Genomic DNA, 19,667 nt, shown 5'->3' with positions numbered 1-19,667 from the left:
TGTCTCGCCCACTATCCGGCGGCTGACCAAACCCTCCTGGCCAACTTCGCCGCCCCTGGCTAGGTTGACCGCACATACACCCACGGCTTTCACAGCAAAACACGCTGAGCGCGCACCCCCGTGCACCCAGGTCGTCGAGCGTGCGCTCAGGGCGCACGAGCGTGCACCGAGGCAGCCGAGCGTGCCATCAGGACGGCCCAATCACGAATACTCCACCCTGCATGCACCCTCAAAGCCGCCACCGCACACTCGATACGGCGGCATCACAGCCCACCCGGTGCGGACGTGAGACATGCCCGGACACCCATCGCCGAAGAGAAGATACGGCGCCTGAAAACGCAAGTGGCCATCACTGACCAGCAGCTCCAAGTCACCGTGAATTTCGAGGAGGTGGGAAAACCGCATGCCCGTAGACCGGTGCGACCACACCCTAGGTCGGCTCGGCGAGCACCCGCATGCGCGGGCGGGGGCCAGAACCCAGCCTGGCACCAGCCGACATCGGCCGATTCATCGGTAACGGTTAAGTTGTCGACAGGACGAGCACGGCTCAGCGGACACCACCCGAAGGATCGTCGGGAACAACATGCGAGTTGACGGGCGCGACATCGCCGTTTCCGGCGGCTTGCTGCCCCCGGTAATCCGGCGCACGAACGACATCATCCGGCTCACCCTGGCGGCGATATTCCTGCCCGCGGTGATCGCGAGTTCACTGTTCACCCGCCCCCAGTGGATCGCGCTGGAGAAGTCCATCTCCGAGATCGTCGGCGTGCTGTCGCCGACCCAGTCGGATCTGGTGTACCTGGTCTACGGCATCGCGATTCTGGCGTTACCGTTCATGATCCTCATCGGCCTGATCGTCTCCCGCCAATGGAAGCTGCTGGGCGCCTACGCGGCCGCCGCCTTCATGGCCTTTCTGCCGTTGTCGATCAACAGCAACCGCATCGCGGCACCCCGTTGGCACTTCGACCTGTCGGAAAAGCTCACCACGCTGCCGGCCCAGTTCCTCGACGACCCGCGGTGGATCGCCATGCTCGCGGCGGTGCTCACCGTCTCGGGACCGTGGCTGCCCGCCCGGTGGCGACATTGGTGGTGGGCGCTGCTATTGGCGTTCGTGCCGATCCACCTCGTCATCAGTGCCATCGTGCCGGCAAGATCGCTGCTCGGATTGGCGGTCGGATGGTTCGTCGGCGCCCTAGTGGTTCTGGTCGTCGGCACTCCCGCGCTCGAGGTGCCGCTGGACGGAGCGGTGCGCGCGCTGTCCAAACGCGGATTTGTCGTCGCCATGCTCACAGTCGTCCGGCCGGGCGGACCCGGGCCGCTGGTGCTGTCGGCCACCTCGACGGACCCCGAGTCCCGGGCAGCAGTGGAGTTGTACGGCCCCCATCAACGCAGCGGCGGCGCGCTGCGGCAACTGTGGTGGAAGTTGCGGCTGCGCGGCTCTGAAACCGCGCCCCTGCAGCCTTCCATGCGTCGCGCTGTCGAGCATCGCGCACTGATGGCTATCGCGATCGGGCAAGCGGGCGTTGCCAACACGTCGACGATCGCGCTGGCCGACCTCGACCGCGGTTGGACCTTGTACGCACACCAGCCGGTTCGAGGGATTCCGCTCGACGAGTGGACGAACCAGACTCCGGTTGCCCAGGTGTGGAAATCGCTGCGCACTCTGCACAACCACCAGATCTCCCACGGAGACCTGCGCTGCAATGCGATCACTGTCGACGACGGCACGGTGTTGTTCGGCGGATTCGGCGCCGCCGAATACGGGGCCACCGACGCTCAACTCCAATCCGACATCGCCCACCTTCTGGTGACCACGACGGCACTTTACGACGCGGAGTCCACGGTGGCGGCGGCAATCGAAGCATTCGGCGCCGACACCATCTTGACGGCCTCGCGCCGGCTCACCAAAACCGCAGTGCCCAAGCGGATCCGTGAATCAGTGGCCAACGCCAAGACCGCCATCGCCAACGCCCGCTCGGAGGTCATGCGCCAAACCGGCGCCGACCAGATCGAAACCCAGACGATCACCCGGTTCAGCCGCAGCCAGGTCATCCAGCTGGTGCTCATCGGCGCGCTGGTCTATGTCGCCTACCCGTTCATCAGCACCGTGCCGACCTTCTTCTCTCAGCTCAGACATGCCAACTGGTCGTGGGCGCTGCTGGGCCTGGCGGTGTCGGCGCTGACCTACGTGGGCGCGGCAGCGGCATTGTGGACCTGCGCCGACGGACAGGTGAGCTTCACCAAACTGTCGATTGTCCAGGTGGCCAACACCTTTGCGGCAACCACCACGCCGGCCGGGGTGGGCGGGCTCGCGCTGAGCACCCGCTTCCTGCAGAAGAGCGGCCTGACCGCGTTGCGCGCCACCGCGGCGGTGGCGCTTCAGCAATCGGTCCAAGTGATCGTCCACCTGGCATTGCTGATCCTGTTCAGCGCAGTCGCGGGCACCTCGGCCGACCTCTCCCACTTCGTCCCGACCGCCACCGTGCTGTATCTGATCGGCGGTGTGGCGCTGGGCATCATCGGCACCTTTCTGTTCGTGCCCAACCTGCGACGGTGGCTCTCGACGGAACTGCGCCCCAAGCTCAAGGAGGTGTCAAACGACCTGGCCGCCCTCGCGCGGGAACCGCGACGCTTGGCGATCATTCTGTTGGGTTGTGCCGGAACGACTCTGGGCGCGGCGCTAGCGTTGTGGGCTAGCGTCGAAGCTTTCGGCGGCGGTACGACGTTCGTCACCGTCACCGTGGTGACCATGGTCGGCGGCACCCTCGCCTCGGCCGCGCCGACCCCGGGCGGCGTCGGCGCGGTCGAAGCGGCGCTGATCGGTGGGCTGGCCGCGTTCGGGGTACCGGCGGCCATCGGCGTCCCCTCGGTGCTGCTCTATCGGGTGCTCACCTGCTGGCTGCCGGTCTTCCTCGGCTGGCCGATCATGCGCTGGCTCACCAAGAACGAGATGATCTAGGTGTGTTGCCAACCTCACTACCGCGCGGCGGCTTGGTATCCCCGGATGCCGAATGCGCACGCGCACAGACAAGTTCGCGCAGTGCTGTTCAACCTGCTCCCGCCGCCACCAAGTGCCCCCGCGGTCACCGCGATCGCAAACCCCAGCATCAGCTCCAGCCGATCGGTGACACCATGTACGCCCGCCACCGACAACAGGGCACCGGTGCGAATCCAGCATTGTCACCCGGTAACTGCCGGGCGGCGGCCCTGGCAAGGACGAGCCGAATCGCGATGAGATGCTTTGTGCGGCTGACCGGTCCCGCTTGCTTATTCGGAAGACTCCACTTCCATGACGACGACGAGCACCACCGATCTCCGGCTGCTTTCACCCACTGTGGTGGTCAGATACACCAGGTAGTACTCGTCGGGCACCGCCTGTGACACCTTGATCGCCACATTCACCGACGCCGCCCCGTCGTCGGTGAACCGCCCGGACACCGGCGCCACGGTGATTCCATCAACCATGGACATGCCGGTAATGGTGTAGTCGCCGGCGCCTTCGATCATTTGTTGCGCGTCGAGGGTGACGGTTCCCGTCGTCCCCGGCGCGATCGCGACGACAGGACGCGGAACATTAACCGTCACTGCCGAACTGCCCGCGCCGAACGATGGCGGCGCGGCGGACGGCGCGGCGCCCCAGACCTTGTTGGGTTTGGCAGCAAGCGAGAATGCGACGTCTCCGCCGGTGTGGATGATCGATTCCGGCAGAAACGTCTTGTCGGTGGGCCGCCCGTCGATGGTCATGCCGTTGATGTACTTCATTCGGCCGGGCGCCGAAGCTCCGGGCGCGGTGATCCGGATGGATCTGCCTGCCGGAAGCGCGATTACGGCGCGATCGAACAACGGTGTGTTCACGGTGAGAATCGATGTTCCCGGAGTGCTCGGATACAGCCCGAGCGACGCCCAGACGTACCAACTGGACATCGCGCCGAGGTCGTCGTTGCCCGGCGCCCCGTCGGGTGTGGCCGAGAACAGCCCGCGGACCCGGTCGACGGTGCGCTGCGTCTTCCACGGTTGCCCGATGTAGTTGTACAGCCACGGCACCCCGAAACTCGGTTCGTTACCGGCCCACAGGTAGGGCTGGTTGGGGCCCACGTTCAGCTTCTTGGTGAAGCGGTCAAGGCGGTCGGCCACCGCCTTCCGCCCACCCAGGGCGGTTACCAGGCCGGCAACGTTGTGTGGCACCCACCACAGGTATTGCTCGGCGTTGCCCTCGTCGAATCCGTCCTGGCCGAAGCCATCCGGGGTCTCGACGAACCCCGGCCCGTAACGGAAAAAGCCGGTCGGGCTGCGCGGCGAGATGTAGCGGGTGCTGGGGTTGAACAGGTTCTGCCAGTATTGCGCCCGGCTCTGGAAGTCGGCGGCGGTGGCCGTGTCGCCCAGCGCCGCGGCAAACCGCGAGATGGTGAAATCGTCGACCGACCATTCCAGCGTGATCGACGCGCCGGCGATCCGGCCGTCGGTGCGGAACTCCGCCGTCTGGGGTCCGTAGCCCAGCTCCAGGTAGGTGGCGATTCCCGGACGCTCCACATAGCCGCCCAGCCCGGCACCACCCTCGGTCGCGCCCCGCACCATGAAGCGAAGTGCCGTGTCGACATCAAAGTCCTTGCCGCCGAATGTATACAAGCTAACGATCAGCGGCACCACGCTGTCCCCGGTCATCATGCCTGTTGCCGAATTCGCCAGTGCCCAGCGCGGATACGACCCGCTCTGCTCGGCATCGTTGACCAGCGATTGCGCCATGTCGCCGGCGCGCTCGGGAAACAACAGACCCTGCAGGGCCGCCAAACTGCGGTAGGTGTCCCAGTCGGAGAAGTTGGCGTATTGGGTATGTCCTTGGGCAACAGTGTGGATGAGACCGTCGAACCCGATGTAGCGACCGTCCGCGTCATTGAATGTGTTGGGGTGCAACAGTGACCGATATAGGCATGTATAAAAGGTCGTCACATCACCGGAATCGCGCCCGGCCACCGCGATGCGCGACAGGGCTTTGTTCCATTCGGCGGCTGCGGCCGTGCGAACGTTGTCGAAGCTCGCGCCGCCCTCGGCGGCGAGATTGGCCCGGGCTCCGTCGATGCTCACATAGGAGATCGCGGTCCGCACTTCGAGCACCGAGCCGGCCGGAAAGTCCACGTACGCCCCGCTGTACCGCGATTGCGCGCGGCGGACACCGGCATAGACCGCATAGCCGTCCCAGGTGCCGTAAGAGGTGAACGGCCGGTTGAACTGCATGGCGAAGTACACCGTGTAGGTGTTCTTCTTGCCGCAGAACCCTCCGCTGGTGGCCCAGCCAGTGATGGTGGTGTTGTCCTCGTCGATCGCGATGGCAGCGCGGGAGTTTCCGGCCAGCGACGCCCCCGAGCGCACCCGGAACGACGCCGGACGGCCATCGCGCGGATAGCTGAACCGGCCAAAACCGGTGCGCGTGGTGGCGGTGAGTTCGGCGGTCACCCCCGTGGTGGGGAACCGCACCGTGTAATAGCCGGGCACGCCAAACTCGGTGTCGTCGTGGGCGATCCGCTCCGTAGCGCGCCAGGGTTGCGCGCCGAGAGCAGACGTGGTCGGCAGCATCGAAATGTCCCCGAAGGCAGCGCAACCCACCGAGGCGTGGGTCATGCTGAACCCGGTGGAACGCGAATTCTGGTACTGGTAGCCGGCGTAGGTGCGCGAAGTGTCCGGTGAGTACTGCACCATGCCGAACGGCACGGACGCACCGGGAAAGTTGTTGATCTCCCCGACGATCTCCCCGCCAGATCCGGTGCCGACGAGAGTATCGACGTGGTCGACCGGATTGGCGGTGAAAGCCGGTTCACCGTCATAAGCCGTCGGCGAGGCGGCAAGCAACGGCACGAAAAGACCCAGCACCGCGACGAGCGCCACCACTGCCCGCAGCGACCTCCGTGACCGCATAGCTGTCTATTACTGCACGCAATGGGCTCCCGTGGCTATTTCGAGGCGATTGATACCGGCGACCGGCGGGAGTTTTGCGCCGGGGCAAACGGTATGCGTCAAAGTCGTGCGTCCATACCGGCTGCGTTTCGTGCGGGTTCGGCTAGTCTCAGTGCCGATGTCGCCGGTGCAGGTACCGGGACCCAGATTCGGGAGATGCAATTGATGAAGGACCTGACCGCGGTAATCGCAGTCGTAGCGGTGAGCCTGGCGCTGGCTGGTTGCGGCTCTAAGACCGAAACCAAGACCTCCACGTCGACGTCGTCGACGACGTCGAGCTCCAAGTCGACGACATCTGCGTCCTCGACCAGCCCGACGCCGGGAGCGCAGGCCAAGAAGACCATCGCCGACTATGTCACCGAGAGCCACATCACCGAAACACCGGTCCACCTGGGCGATCCCGGTTCGCCCACCATCAATTTGCCGATGCCCAACGGCTGGCAGACGGCCAACGACAGCAGCACCTCATACGGCGCCATCGTCTACAGCCAGCCCGCCGATCCCAAAGACCCGCCCACCATCTCCGCACTGGTGTCCAAACTCACCGGCAACGTGGACCCGGCGAAGGTCATCGAGTACGCCCCCGGCGAGCTGCAGAACCTGCCCGGGTACCAGGGTTCGGGCAACGGGATCGCATCCACGCTCAGCGGCTTTAACGCCTGGCAGCTGAACGGCACCTACGTCCGCGACGGCAAGACCCGCGCTGTCGCACAGAAGACGGTAGTCATCCCCGGTCAGGACGCCGTTTATGTGCTTCAGCTCAACGCCGACTCGCTGGAAGGTGAACAGGGTCCGTTGATGGATGCGACCAACGTCATCGACGAGCAGACCACGATCACGCAATAGCGCAGGTAACTCAGCCATCGCCCGGCCAACCGGCGGTAGCCGGTTGGCCGGGCGATGGTGCGTCGAGGATCCGGCGGTGGCGGCCCAACCATCCCCGCACCTCGACGATTTGGTGGACCGCGTGCAACAGGACCCGCGGGCCGCTTGTGACAACATGCCGGCTTGCGCCAAATCGGCGGCGGAGGCAGCCCGCGTATCCGCGAAAGTGGTTGGGCGTCAAGTTCATCCAGAGCGCCCGAATGGAAATCACCCAGATTTGAGCTACGGCGAACGCCGTGGGCGCGATTCCGAATCGCGATCAGCTCACGATCTCAGCAGCCGTCGCAAATAGACCAAGTACCGCAATTACGGGCGGGAAAGACTTCACGTTTTCCGCCGTTATCGCCGGCACGCCATTAAGCTGACAGTCGCCTTGAAGACCGTCAGGCGACCGTGATGATAAGTCGATGGGAGGCAGAAATGTCATTTGTGCTCGCGGCGCCGGAGATGGTAACCACGGCAGCACAAGAGTTGGCGGCAATGCATTCCACATTGGGTGAGGCGAGCGCGTCCGCCGCCGGCCCGACGACGGCATTGCTGGCTGCGGCCGAGGACGAGGTATCGACCGGGATTGCGGCGCTGTTCGGCGCCTTCGGCCGGGAGTATCAATTAATCAGCTCGCAAGTGCAGGCATTTCATGAGCAATTCGTCAATTTGTTGACCGCGAGCGCCGTCGCCTACCAAAGCACCGAGGCTGCCAACGCAGGGCAAATTCTGGTTAACGCGGTGAATACGCCCGCCGAGGCACTACTCGGGCAGCCGCTGATCGCAACCGGCACCGGAGCGGCCGCTGCATCCAGCGCTATGACCGGCTCGCTCATCACGGACACCGCCACCAGCCTGCAAACCATCGCCAACACCTGGACCAACAAGACGGCACCTGCCCTATATCAGGCAGTCAGCCGCTACCCGCAGCTGATCTCCACGTCGCTGGCGACCGGAAACCCGCTGCCATTGTTGGCCCTACCCGTGCAGCTTGCGCAGAGTGGCAACGCGTTGTATCAGGCCTTCACGAGCCCGATATCGCTGTCGACGGCGTCTGTGAGTATGTCGGGCCTTTCACTCGGCTTTGATCTCGGTGTGCCGGAACTGCTGGCAATCAATGCTTTAGGAGCACCGGTCAACGCAGCGATGGCGGCGGGGACCAGCGCCACCTCGTTCATGGGCGCGTTGTCCGCGGGGAACGTCGCGGGAGCTACCAGCGCGCTCTTCGGCGCCCCCCACGATATCGTCAACGCCTTCCTCAACGGCCACCAGGCGCTGTCGATGCAGTTACCCCTGCCGGGACTGACCGTGACGGCCAACATTGCGGTAAGTGGACTTCTCGGTCCGCTGGAACCGTTTACCGCGACGGTGACCCTGCCAGCTCTCCCGCTGCTCAACACCCTGACCGTCACCGGCCCGCGCCTCGGCGGCCTCGTTCCCACCTTGGTGGAATACGTGCCGGAACTGCTTGTGACCGCACTGGGTCCTTAATCCGCTGCGACGCTTGACTTCTCGTCGCTTTCTGTGCTGCGCAAGAAGCCTGCGATTCTCACCCGCGGCGAGATTACGGGCGGCACGTTTCGCTGCCACCGCTCATGTCGCCGCCAACGGACCCAGCCACCGGCGAAGTGCCGGCAGATCCTGGCGAACTCCCCCGAGAAGCGCTGATTGCCCTACGGTATTGGCATGACAGAACAGAGGTATGCGGTAGACGTCGGGCACCCGCCTTCGGCCCTTCTTCGTGCCGTCAACCCAGTACTTGGCTTCCTGCTGGGCACTCCGCTGGCGGGCCCACTGCGCACACAGCTGATGGTGCTGAATTTCACGGGGCGAAAGACGGGACGGCAGTTCTCACTTCCATTGAGCGCCCATGTGATCGACGGCGACCTGTACGCGCTGACCGGCGCCGGGTGGAAGCAGAACTTCCGCGGCGGCGCCCCCGCGCAGGTGGTCTACGGCGGTAAGACGACCGCCATGCGGGGCGAACTCATCCGGGACCGCGAGGTGGTATCCGATCTTTTCCTACGCTGCGCCCAGTCCTACGGCCCCAAACGCGCCCAACGGATGATGGGGTTGAAATTCCGTGAGCCCCGCATCCCAACCCTCGACGAGTTCACCGAGGCGGTCGACCGGCTGAAGCTGGTAGCGGTCAAATTGACTCCGGCCAGCTAGTACGGAATCAGTTGGGCGCCAGTGTCTTCGGTGTCAGGTCGCTGTCGGTTCAGCGGGCATCGCCGGACAGCTGGTCGAGCAGCTGTTCGACGAGGGCGGCCATTCTCGCGTGATGTGATCTGGCCCAGTAGATCCGCCCGCAATCCCGACAACGCCTGAACTGGTCGTAGTAGCGCCGGGTCAGCGGCTCGAGGCGGCCCAGCACCTCGTCTTTGGAGACGGTGGCCAACATGCCATTACAGCGCAGACAGCGGGTGAACGGCGCCAGCCGCTGCCGCAGATTCAAGCGGCGTATCACCTCGAGCGCCTGTTCCCCGGGATGCTGCGAGTGGACGAACAGCCCGGGGTGATCGCGCGGCGCTTCAGCAGCCCGCGGTCGCGGGTGAGCAAAATCCGCTGCCCGCCCAGGCTGATGCCAACCAGCGCCGGGTCGTCGGCGGCGCTCGACCACCACACATCCAGGCCGAGCAACCGCAGCAACCACGCGAGCCGGCCCAGGTTCACGTCGACCACGAATCGCGGATGACGTAACGGCACCGGACGCAGCCTCGTCGTCGACTCGATATCCAGGAATCGACGAAGTCGTTGAGTTCCGCGTAGGCCCGCACGTCCACATAACCGACCACTGCTGCCGTTCTACCGCACCGCGACCTCCGGCAGCACGGCCAGAGTCGCAGGTTCGACGACGAGCTCACGGCCTTCGGTGTCCGTGCCGCGTGCCCGGTGTTCAATACCGGAGTGCGATTCCGGTCGACAGGTCCGCCATGGTGACGGTGCTGCTGGGCGGTGACGTCATGCTCGGCCGGGGTGTCGATCAGATCCTGACCCGGCCCGGTCAACCGGAACTACGTGAGCGCTACCTGCGCGATGCGCGCGGGTACGTGCGCCTGGCCGAGCGGGCCAACGGACCGATTCCACGTCCCGTGGAGTGGCGATGGCCCTGGGGCGAGGCGCTGGAGGTCCTCGACAATGCCTGCGTCGACGTGCGTTTGGTCAATCTGGAGACGACGATCACCACCGGCAATGAGTTCGCGCACGGCAAGCCCGTGTGCTACCGGATGCACCCGGAGAACCTGCCGGCGCTGACGGCGCTGCGGCCGGATGTGTGCGCGCTGGCCAACAACCACATCCTGGATTTCGGCTACCCGGGCCTGACCGACACCGTCGCAGCCCTTACCGCGGTGGGTATTCGAGCCGCCGGGGCAGGACCAGACTTGACCGCCGCACGCCGTCCGGTGACGGTGGCGGTCCGCGATGGGCACCGGGTGATCATCGGCTCGGTGGCGACCCCGTCCAGTGGTGTCCCCGAATCCTGGGCCGCACAACGCGATCGGCCCGGGGTGTGGTTGGTTCGGGATCCCGCGCAGCGCGAGGCCGCTGACGACGTCGCCGCACAGGTACTGGCCGGCAAGGGCGACCACGACCTTGCCATCGTCTCCGTGCATTGGGGATCCAATTGGGGCTACGCGGTCGAGCCAAGTGAGATCGCGTTCGCGCACCGGTTGATCGAAGCCGGCGTCGACGTCGTTCACGGACACTCCTCGCACCATCCCCGGCCCATCGAGATTTATCGCGGCAAGCCGATCCTGTACGGGTGCGGTGATGTCATCGACGATTACGAAGGCATCGGCGGGCACGAGTCGTTCCGCGGCCACCTCAGGCTGCTGTATGTGGCATCAACCGATCCCGCCACCGCCGAATTGATGTCGCTGCGTATGATTCCGCTGCGGGTGCGCCGGATGCGACTCGAGCGCGCCGCCGCAACCGACGCGGAATGGTTGCGCAGGACCATCGAGCACGTCAGCCGGCGCTTCGGAATTCGGGTGGCGGCTTGCGCTGACGACCTACTCGAAGTTTCGCCGCGCAGCAATACCGTTACGACAGAAGACCTCAGCTAGGAGCCCCATGAGAGTCGGCATACCGACCGAGACGAAGAACAACGAGTTCCGGGTGGCCATCACCCCGGCCGGCGTCAGAGAGCTGGTCCGTCGCGGCCATCAGGTCACCATCCAAACCGGCGCCGGTGAGGGGTCGTCTATTCCCGACACCGACTACGTCGCTGCCGGTGCCGAGATCGCCCGCAGCGCCGAACAAGTGTGGGCCGACGCCGAGCTGCTGCTGAAGGTCAAGGAGCCCATCGACATTGAGTATGGGCTGCTGCGCCGCGGGCAGGTCCTGTTCACCTATCTGCACCTCGCCGCGTCGTTGCCGTGCACCGAAGCGCTGCTGCGTTCGGGGGTGACATCGATCGCCTACGAGACCGTCCAGACTGTCGAGGGCGAGCTGCCGTTGCTGGCCCCGATGAGTGAGGTCGCCGGCCGGCTGGGCACCCAGGTTGGGGCCTACCATCTGATGAAGCCGGCCGGCGGCCGCGGCATCCTGATGGGCGGAGTGCCCGGCACCGGGCCGGCCGACGTCGTAGTGATCGGCGCCGGCACCGTGGGCTACAACGCGGCACGAGTGGCCAGCGGGATGGGCGCCCATGTGACCGTGCTGGACGTGAATATCGAACGGCTGCGCCAGCTCGACGCCGAGTTCGGCGGCCGGATCCGCACCCGCTACTCGACCGGTCTCGAGCTCGAGGGTGCGGTCAAGCGGGCCGACCTGGTGATCGGCGCGGTCTTGGTGCCCGGGCACAAGGCGCCCAGGCTGGTATCGAATTCGCTTGTGGCGCAGATGAAACCGGGAGCGGTGTTACTCGACATCTCCATCGACCAAGGCGGCTGCTTCGAGGATTCCCGGCCCACCACTCACGACCAACCCACCTTTCACGTGCACGACACCGTGTTCTACTGCGTGGCCAACATGCCCGGCGCGGTGCCACGGACATCCACCTTCGCATTGACCAACGCCACCATGCCCTATGTGCTCAAGCTCGCGGACCAGGGCTGGCGGGCCGCATGTCAGTCCGACATGGCGCTGGCTAACGGCCTTTCCACCCACGAGGGTTTGCTGCTCAGCGACGAAGTGGGCGCCGACCTGGACCTGCCGTTCACCGATCCGGTGCCGCTCTTGAAGTAACCGACCGTGACGAATTCAGCCGATAGAAGCCGGCGGTGTCCTTGGGCCCATGTTGATAGGCCTTACGACCCTGCCGGTCCCGGGGCCGACCTCGCGAGTATCAACAGCATCGCAGACAAGGGAGCCCACGGTGGAACTACCACAAATCGACCACGCGCGGGGTGCTCGCCGCGGTGGCCAGCGAAGGCTCGGCGCCGCCGAGGGCGTCCTGGTTGCCCTGCGCCATTGCAGCCTAGACGAGGCCTTCACCGACATCGTGCACACAGCCAAGCAGCACAACGTGGCGCCGATGGAATTGGCTCACGCGCTGGTGGCGATCGCCGAGAACGACGCGACGTACGACCTTGACGACGCCGTCGTCGCCGCCGTGAGCCGCGCCTGGGGCGACCTGTTGGCCAGGGGCGGGCACGACAGGTACGGCGAACCCGCGCCGCAATCGCACTAGCCAGACTTGTCGGGCGCCAACGATGAACGGCGTCGATCGGGTTCCCGCCCTGGGGCGTTGGTGTTGCCAGTGATGAGCAAGGGATAACCGGCAGCGATGGCCATCCGCCAGCACATCTCGGCCCTGTTCGCAGACCCGTTCGAAGTGGCGATCGCGCAGGCCTACTCGTCCCTCGGAAAGTCAGGCCCAACGGCCCTAGAACGGCGCGATCGGCGTGCCTAGATTTCAGACTGCCGCAACGTCGAAAACCCGAGCGTTGCCGAAGCTACAGCTACGGCAGGAACACCATGACCATCGCCAAAGACCCCAAGAAGGCGGCGACCAAAAAGACCGCCAACGCCGTAAAGCCTTCTGCAGTAACAACGGCCGCGCCGCACCCAGTAGCCGCGAAGGCGGGGCGAAAGGCAGTGGCGAAGACAGCGGCGGAACGCGGGACCCGGATTCTGGTCCTTACCGACGACCCCCGCAGAAGCGTCGTGATCGTGCCCGGTTGCCACATCGATTCCATGCGCCCCGAAGACAACGCGTACTTCTTCGAGGACGGCGATGCGTTGATCGGGATGGTCGTCGAGGGCGGCACGGTCGAGTATCAGGCCGCTGACCGGACCTATGTTGTGCGCCTCACCGACGGAAGGCATCGGGCTGCGTCACCGCGGTTAGCAGATCAATGATGAAGTGCGCGGCCCAGATTTGCGGCACATTCGAGGGTGTACCCGCCTACGCCCCATAAGCCGGCGCGTTCCACTTCACCGGGACGGCGCCGCGATGTCCAGGGATGCCCAGCCCCGGTAGCGGGCATCGATGAGTGTGCAGCTATGCGCGAAGCACCCATGAGGCGGGCTGGCGGTCATCGGTCGCCCGGGAGTTAGCTCCCGCCAATATCGCGGCCGCGTTGCGCACATTCGACAAGCGCAGGTCTGTGAGACATGTGGTGAGACAGTTGTTGCGTGACACACATGATGATACAGTCGTCTCATCGATGACACATGTGGTGACACAATTGTCTCGCCTTGAGCGGAGGGTGCGGTGGGCGTTAACCAGATCGTGGCGGATGTACTGCCGCCAACCGTCCATGCAACAGCCGGCATAGCAAAGTTCGCCAGACTCGCCGAGACCCAGCGTGACGGACCATATACCTGGTGGACGGCATTTGTAACGGTGACCGCCGGATATCGCCAACTCACCCCAGCGAATTGTCACAACAACGGTTGCCACGAGCATTGGTACCTCAACCGCGGACGGGACGATGTCGCGGAGAACATCTGAGAAGGGCCGAACCCGCGGACCGGCGAGCGGTTATCGCAGCCACCCCTTCCGGCGGGATTGTGCCGGCCATGGGGTGGCACGTTCAGCCCCGTGCCGATCCCTTTTCCCTGCCGCTCACGGGGCTTCGCCCGTAGGTCGGCTTGACCTGTCCTGGTCAACGTTGGTCTTGGGGCTCCCGGCAAGGGGTGGTTACCGTGACCGGTGCGCAGGTGCCCTCGGGGACGGCGAGGTCGACAAACTGTCCGGTGGGGCCGAGCATCACCAGCCGAGGCCAGTTGGCGCTGAGAAAGGTTGGATCAGCCACGACGAGACGGCGATGCTGTTGATGGCGCGGGCCTGATCCGAGGGCACACCGTCGGCGGGGACGGCGGTAGCCGTCGCCAGGATGGCCGCCCGGTTTGGCTCCGATGAGCGGCTCGCGCCGATGGTTCGCTGCCGCATCAGCGCAGGGGTCGGAAAACCTCAAGCCAAGGGACCTAATTCCATTCCGCTAAGCGCTTCATCGCGACACACTCTGCACATGAGGCTATGTGACGAGGTGGCGGAACCGCTTGATTGCGCGCGGGACGACTTTGCCTCGGTGGCGGTGCGTGCCGCCGGGAATCGCAAAAGGATGACCACACAAGGAGGGGACAGGACATATGCGAACCGTCTACCATGAACAACTCGCGGAGTTGGCTGATCAGCTGGGCAGGCTATGCGGTGTGACCGCGGTGGCGATGCAGCGTGCAACCCATGCGCTGCTGCGAGCCGACGACACCGCGGCGGAGGAGGTCATCAACGACCACGACCAGGTCGTGGCGCTGCGAAAACATGCCGAAGAGAACGCCTTCGCCCTGGTGGCCCTGCAACAACCGGTCGCCGGCGAGTTGCGTCGAATAGTCGGCTCCATCCAGATTGCCGCCGACCTGGACCGGATGGGCGCGTTGGCGGTACACGTCGCCAAGATCGTTCGCCGCCGACTGCCAAACCACGTGCTGCCCAACGAAGTTGAGCATCACTTTGCCGAAATGGGCCGGGTTGCGGTGGAATTGGCGCGTTGCGCACAAGAAGTCTTGATGACCCGCAATGCCGACAAGGCCGCCTACATCCGCCAGCAAGACGACGAAATGGATGAGCTGCATCGACAGCTCCTCACCACGCTGATGGACCGCGCCTGGAAGCACGGGGTCCCGGCCGCTGTCGATATCGCTTTGCTGGGCCGCTTCTACGAGCGCTTCGCCGACCACGCCGTCGAGATCGGCCGGCGGGTGGTCTTCGAAGCGACCGGTGCCGTTCTGCCCGAACAGGAAATCGGGACGTATTAGGCCCTTAGCCCGCCGGGGTGATCAACCCGTAGTGACCGTCGTAGCGGTGATACAAGACGCTCGCACGACCCTGGGCGGCGTCGATGAAGAACAGGAACGGCAGCCCGAGCAGGCCCAGCCGCTCGGTGGCCTCGTCGAGGCTCAGACACGGCGCCGGTTGCGAGCTGATGGTCAGGTCGAGTTCGAACGGACTGAGCTGATCCGCGGGAACGGGCGCTACCAGTGCGAGGCGGTAGCCCGTCGGACCACCACGGTAGAGGACGCCCGCGGTCGCGGTGGACTTCTCGGTGAACAGGTGAAAGTCGTAGTCGAGCATGTTCATTTCGAGCGCGGCCTCATCGACCGCGCACGGTGCCATGGTGAATGACTTGCGCCGGATGACGCGGCGTTCGTCGGCGGGACGGGGAAAGTGGCTCGGCCGCTGGCTGGGTTCGGAAACGTGGCGCCACTCGTGCGAACCGGCTGCCGGTTCGCACGAGTGGCGCCACGTTTCCGAACCCAGCCAGCGGCCGAGCCACTTTCCCCGTCCCGCCGTGACTCCCAATGTTCGGCGATCCGTTCCAGCCGATGGCGCAACCGCGATTCGAGCAAGTCGATCGCCTCCTGCGCGGTTTCCCCCTGAGCTTGGGCCCGCACCAGCCGGCCGTCGACGTCGAGGTTGCCCTGCGCGACGACGGGCTGCTCTACCGCCGGATCGCGATGTTCGGTAATCCGAACACGGGCGTGCAGCACCGGCCGGTGCGCGAGACGCCCGAGCTGGCCGATCTTGGTGCGTGCGTAATCGACCGCGCCGGGAAGCTCGCCGCGCGTGGTCACGTCGACCTCGATAGCTGGTGGCAATTCTGTTTCGTGGCGCATGATCTCTTACTACGCCGCGAATCTGTGTGCGGGCCAGGGCCAAAGGTCACCGCGCAGCCGGCGCAACGTCAGAATTCGCACGATCGCCCGGCACAGCCGCCGCTGAACCCGCTGTCGACGCGAGCCAATACCGGTTCCGGCGCGGCGTAGGACAACACCTGCCCTTCCCGGCTGCCATAGCGATAGACAGTGATGCCCTTGACCTTGGCCTGCCACGCTGCGAGATAGACGGCCCGGATGTCGTCGACCGTTGCGGCGGCCGGCAGATTGACCGTCTTGGATACCGCCGCGTCGACGTGGCGCTGCACCGCGGCCTGCATGCGCAGGTGCCACTGCGGCGCAATCTCGGTCGCGGTCGGAAACGCTGCACGCACCTCGGCAGGCAGCCGGGGATAGCCGCGCACTCCGCCGCGCTGGGCGATCTCGGCGACCAGTTCGTCACGGTAGAAGCCCCGATCACGGGCCAGCCGGTCGAAGCACGGGTTGACCTCCAGCAGCTGCCTGCCGACGATGGCGCGGGTGAAGGCGATGGCGAACATCGGTTCGATCCCGGCGGTGGTGCCGGCGATCAGTGAAATGGTGCCGGTCGGGGCGACCGAGGTGACCTGCGCGTTGCGCCGCGGACCAAACCGGACCAACCGGCTCTCGGCGAACGCTGGGAATGAACCCCGGTCTTCTGCCAGCCGCCTCGACGCCAGGTGCGCGTGCCGCTGGATGCGGCGCATGACCTGGCCAGCCAGCCGCACACCCTCGGTACTGTCATATGGAATGCCCAGTGTGGCAAGCAGTTCCGCCAAACCCATGACCCCCAGCCCGATCTTGCGGGTGGCGCGGGCTGCCTCGGCAAGCTCCGGAAAGGGATAGCGGCTGACATCGATGACGTCGTCGAGGAACCGCACCCCGACTTCGGTGACCGCCCCGAGCCGGTCCCAGTCGACGTGGCCATTGGTGATCATCCGGGCCAGGTTGATCGAGCCGAGGTTGCAGGACTCGTTCGGCAGCAGCGGTACCTCTCCGCACGGATTGGTCGCCTCGATCCGGCCGCGCGCCGGCACCGGATTCGCCCGATTGATCGTGTCGAGAAACACCAGCCCGGGGTCGCCGCAGGCGTGCGCGGCGTGGCAGATCGCGTCGAACAGTTCGGCCGCGGGCATGCGTGCGGCCGTCTGGCCGGTGCGCGGGTTGACCAGTCGGTGTGTGCCGCCGCGTTCGACGGCGCGCAGGAATGCGTCGCCGACGGCCACCGACAGGTTGAAATGCGTGAGCTGACTGGTTGATTCGGTCTTGGCGGTAATGAAGCCGCAGATATCGGGGTGGGACGCATCGAGCACTGCCATGCAGGCGCCGCGGCGCCGACCGCCCATCGAGACGACACCGGCGGCGGTGTCGTACAGCCGCAGAAACGACACCGGCCCGCTGGCCGCGCCGCCGGTGCTGGCCACCCGGTCCCCGGCGGGCCGTATGCGGCTGAACGTGTATCCGGTGCCGCCGCCGGCCCGCTGCACCTCGGCGGCCTTTCCCAGGGACGCAAAGATCGACCGCAACGAGTCTTCAACCGGCAGAACGAAACAGCCGGCGAGCAGCCCCAGGTCGGTGCCGGCGTTCATCAGGGTGGGCGAATTCGGCAGGAACTCGAGGTTGCGCAACACCGTGGCAAACCGCTCGGCCCACTGCGCCGACGAACCGGTCCGATACTCGTCCTCGGCGGCGGCGACACAACGCGCCGCGCGATCCATCATCTCGCCCGTCGACTCGATGGGCCGGCCGTGCGCGTCGCACAGCAGATAGCGTTCCCTCAACACCGTCACCGCCGCCAAACTCAGCTTCAGCTCGTCGCGAACCCCTAGCAAGGCCTTGCCCGCGCGCAGTTCGGCGCGCCGTCGCCGGTAGATGATGTAGGCGCGGGCGACGTCGTCGAGACCTGCCTCGCCCAGCCGCGCCTCGACGAAATCCTGGATGCGTTCGACGGGTGCGGTTCGGGGACCTAATGTTTCGGCGACTGCCCTCGCTATGGTGGCCGGCATGTCGGGGTCGTCGTAAGCCACCTCACGGGCGGCCCGCGCCACCGCGGCTTCGATCCGCGCGATATCGAACGGCACTACAGTTCCGTCTCGACGCCGCGCTTGTGCAGGCCATCGGGCCGCCATGGCCGAGTCCACTGCCCATACTGCCTACGTGCGCTTAGCGTGCAGAATCGCCGACTGTATTGCCCCGAACCGATTCCGGGCGCGCTCGTCGGCCGCCCGCTGCTCGACTGCGGTGACCACGACGGCGTCCGGACCGGGAACCACCGTCGACACGTGATCGGTGTCGAGCCATCGCACGACATACGGCGGTGAACCATCGGCTGAGTGCACTTCGGTGATCAGCCCGCGCTGGTCCGGTCGATCGATCGTGGCGCCCTTGATCACCAGCCAGTCTCCGACATTTGCCCTCATCAACGTCCCCTTATCTGTGTTGAGGACCCCGTAAAGGTGAGTCCGTACGGTCATTTCTTGCGTTGTTGGCCTGATCGTCACCCGTGCTAGCGGCGGTGGACCGCAATCGGGGTCAAGGTGGAGCGCCCGCAAGCGCAGCGAGGACGGACGACCTTGACGCCGGCGAGGGTTCGCCGCATGCTGACACCCGGGTCGACGAGGCGAAAATGTTGTGACTCAAGTCATGTGAGATTCCTCCTGTACTGCCGAGGAGAGTGTGTCACGCGGCGTGTGATAACAGCGGCGCAAGATCTGTGCTCGACGGCCAGGGTCGGGTTCATACGGTTGTGACCGTCATGTTTGGCCGCCAGCGTGTGGTAATCGGCGTAATCAGGAGAACTGCGCCGAACCGCGCACTTGGCCGCTTCAACCGCTGCCCACCGCAACTCGGGCGAGCCTTGGCGCGACAGGTGCCCCGGTTCGCGTTTACGGTCCGAGGAGTAGACGGTGACATCGAGCCTGGCGAAGCGCACCAGCTGATCCGAGCTGGAAAACCGGCGCGCATCACCATCCCCGGCCCACATGATCGCCGCGCACAACCAGCCGATGCCGTAATGGGCCTGCAGCGCCCGACACCTCGGCTGGCGGCGCGCGAAACTCTCCAATTGCATTCGCAGCGGATCGATCTCGATAGTCAGTTCTTCGATGCGCCGTAATGCGGTGTCCACACACTGGCGCCCGGCCGCCGACAACTGCGCGCCCGCGAGCGCCTCGCGGCCCGCTTCGGATAACAACGCCTTCACCGGTGGACGACCCTGATGCAACAAGTGGGCGTGGATCCGCTGCTGCCAGCCCCGCCGCTCCTCCATCAACGCGCAGTACAACCGGCCCAGCGTGCGGATCTCCACTACATGCGCGGGCGGGACCCACGACTTCGGGAACCCGCCCGCCAACTGCAGCGTGCGCACCAGCCGCGCATCAGCGAGGTCGGTCTTCGCGCGCTTCTTCGGCCCCCGCAACGCCGCGATCTCGGCCAGATCCCCCAAATGCACCCCCAGACCGACCGCCGCCAGCTCCTCGCTGACATACCGCCACCCCGTGCAGCCCTCGAGCACGAACTCGCCATCCCCATCCGGGCAATGCTCAGCCAGCCAACCCCGCAACGTTTTCCGTGTCGCCGGCCGGGTCTGACCCCAGTGCACCAACCCGTCGTTATCCAGGTAATCGAAGGTGATCTGCTGCCGATGCACGTCCAACCCGCCTACGATTGTCATCGGGACCTCCTCGAGTTCCTAAAAAATTTCTCTGACGCCCATATAACGAGCGTCTGAGCCGAGGGGGTCCTGCCAACATGTCATCTTT

The 19,667-nt window shown here is 65.5% G+C and carries 14 protein-coding genes and 2 pseudogenes; 9 read left to right on the top strand and 7 right to left on the bottom strand.

The genetic code is table 11. The features are described 5' to 3' along the window. Window positions 1-583: 583 nt before the first annotated feature. Window positions 584-2,959, top strand: a complete 2,376-nt coding sequence (locus EET13_RS04400) for a flippase-like domain-containing protein (RefSeq protein ID WP_122441149.1) — start codon at window positions 584-586, stop codon at window positions 2,957-2,959. Between the two features lie 308 nt (window positions 2,960-3,267). Here EET13_RS04400 and EET13_RS04395 read toward each other — a convergent pair whose 3' ends face one another. Continuing rightward, complete coding sequence (locus EET13_RS04395; protein WP_122441148.1) at window positions 3,268-5,910, bottom strand: GH92 family glycosyl hydrolase; 2,643 nt, start codon at window positions 5,908-5,910, stop codon at window positions 3,268-3,270. Window positions 5,911-6,114: 204 nt separating this feature from the next. Between EET13_RS04395 and lpqN the strand changes: the two genes are divergently transcribed. The 3 genes from lpqN (at window position 6,115) to EET13_RS04380 (ending at window position 8,991) form a co-directional block, all read left to right on the top strand. Next, a complete protein-coding gene (gene lpqN, locus EET13_RS04390) occupies window positions 6,115-6,795 on the top strand; it encodes an envelope biogenesis lipoprotein LpqN (RefSeq protein ID WP_122441157.1) in 681 nt (226 codons plus the stop codon). A gap of 435 nt (window positions 6,796-7,230) precedes the next feature. Continuing rightward, window positions 7,231-8,310, top strand: a complete 1,080-nt coding sequence (locus EET13_RS04385) for a PE family protein (RefSeq protein ID WP_244603760.1) — start codon at window positions 7,231-7,233, stop codon at window positions 8,308-8,310. Between the two features lie 195 nt (window positions 8,311-8,505). Then, window positions 8,506-8,991 carry a hypothetical protein gene (locus EET13_RS04380; protein WP_122441146.1) on the top strand — a complete coding sequence of 162 codons (486 nt, stop codon included), beginning with the start codon at window positions 8,506-8,508 and terminating at the stop codon, window positions 8,989-8,991. Window positions 8,992-9,040: 49 nt separating this feature from the next. Here the strand turns inward: EET13_RS04380 and EET13_RS04375 are convergent. Continuing rightward, window positions 9,041-9,561: pseudogene (locus tag EET13_RS04375) on the bottom strand (Mut7-C RNAse domain-containing protein); the annotation flags it as partial. 194 nt (window positions 9,562-9,755) lie between these two features. Here EET13_RS04375 and EET13_RS04370 point away from each other — a divergent pair. The 4 genes from EET13_RS04370 to EET13_RS04355 all read left to right on the top strand — a co-directional run bounded on the left by EET13_RS04370 (window position 9,756) and on the right by EET13_RS04355 (window position 13,128). Then, window positions 9,756-10,889: a CapA family protein gene (locus EET13_RS04370; protein WP_122441156.1), complete on the top strand. Its 1,134-nt coding sequence runs from the start codon at window positions 9,756-9,758 to the stop codon at window positions 10,887-10,889. A gap of 7 nt (window positions 10,890-10,896) precedes the next feature. Next, a complete protein-coding gene (ald, locus tag EET13_RS04365; RefSeq protein WP_122441145.1) occupies window positions 10,897-12,012 on the top strand; it encodes an alanine dehydrogenase in 1,116 nt (371 codons plus the stop codon). A gap of 130 nt (window positions 12,013-12,142) precedes the next feature. Next, complete coding sequence (locus tag EET13_RS04360) at window positions 12,143-12,457, top strand: ANTAR domain-containing protein (RefSeq protein ID WP_168990672.1); 315 nt, start codon at window positions 12,143-12,145, stop codon at window positions 12,455-12,457. A 287-nt stretch (window positions 12,458-12,744) separates the two neighbouring features. Continuing rightward, window positions 12,745-13,128 (top strand): hypothetical protein, encoded by a 384-nt coding sequence (locus EET13_RS04355; RefSeq protein ID WP_425293631.1) that lies wholly within the window; start codon window positions 12,745-12,747, stop codon window positions 13,126-13,128. A 749-nt stretch (window positions 13,129-13,877) separates the two neighbouring features. Here EET13_RS04355 and EET13_RS30185 read toward each other — a convergent pair. After that, complete coding sequence (locus tag EET13_RS30185; protein ID WP_168990671.1) at window positions 13,878-14,027, bottom strand: hypothetical protein; 150 nt, start codon at window positions 14,025-14,027, stop codon at window positions 13,878-13,880. A 337-nt stretch (window positions 14,028-14,364) separates the two neighbouring features. Between EET13_RS30185 and phoU the strand changes: the two genes are divergently transcribed. Next, a complete protein-coding gene (gene phoU, locus EET13_RS04345; protein ID WP_122441142.1) occupies window positions 14,365-15,030 on the top strand; it encodes a phosphate signaling complex protein PhoU in 666 nt (221 codons plus the stop codon). Between the two features lie 4 nt (window positions 15,031-15,034). On the opposite strand, the pseudogene EET13_RS04340 reads toward phoU, so the two are convergent. From EET13_RS04340 to EET13_RS04325, 4 genes and pseudogenes are all read right to left on the bottom strand, one after another. Continuing rightward, window positions 15,035-15,888 (bottom strand): annotated as a pseudogene (locus tag EET13_RS04340) (ribosome hibernation promotion factor). Between the two features lie 68 nt (window positions 15,889-15,956). Continuing rightward, window positions 15,957-18,035, bottom strand: a complete 2,079-nt coding sequence (locus tag EET13_RS04335; protein WP_122441154.1) for an adenosylcobalamin-dependent ribonucleoside-diphosphate reductase — start codon at window positions 18,033-18,035, stop codon at window positions 15,957-15,959. A gap of 24 nt (window positions 18,036-18,059) precedes the next feature. Then, the gene (locus tag EET13_RS04330) at window positions 18,060-18,326 is read right to left on the bottom strand and encodes a DUF1918 domain-containing protein (RefSeq protein ID WP_122441141.1); all 267 of its coding nucleotides are present in this window, start codon (window positions 18,324-18,326) and stop codon (window positions 18,060-18,062) included. A 221-nt stretch (window positions 18,327-18,547) separates the two neighbouring features. Next, window positions 18,548-19,579, bottom strand: coding sequence for a transposase (locus tag EET13_RS04325; protein WP_244603759.1), 1,032 nt, complete (start codon window positions 19,577-19,579; stop codon window positions 18,548-18,550). Window positions 19,580-19,667: the final 88 nt, after the last annotated feature.

Source organism: Mycobacterium attenuatum, assembly GCF_900566085.1.
In the GTDB taxonomy this organism is placed as follows: Bacteria; Actinomycetota; Actinomycetes; order Mycobacteriales; family Mycobacteriaceae; genus Mycobacterium; species Mycobacterium attenuatum.
The sequence above is the reverse complement of the archived record's forward strand: the minus strand, read 5'-3'. Positions and strand labels throughout refer to the sequence as shown.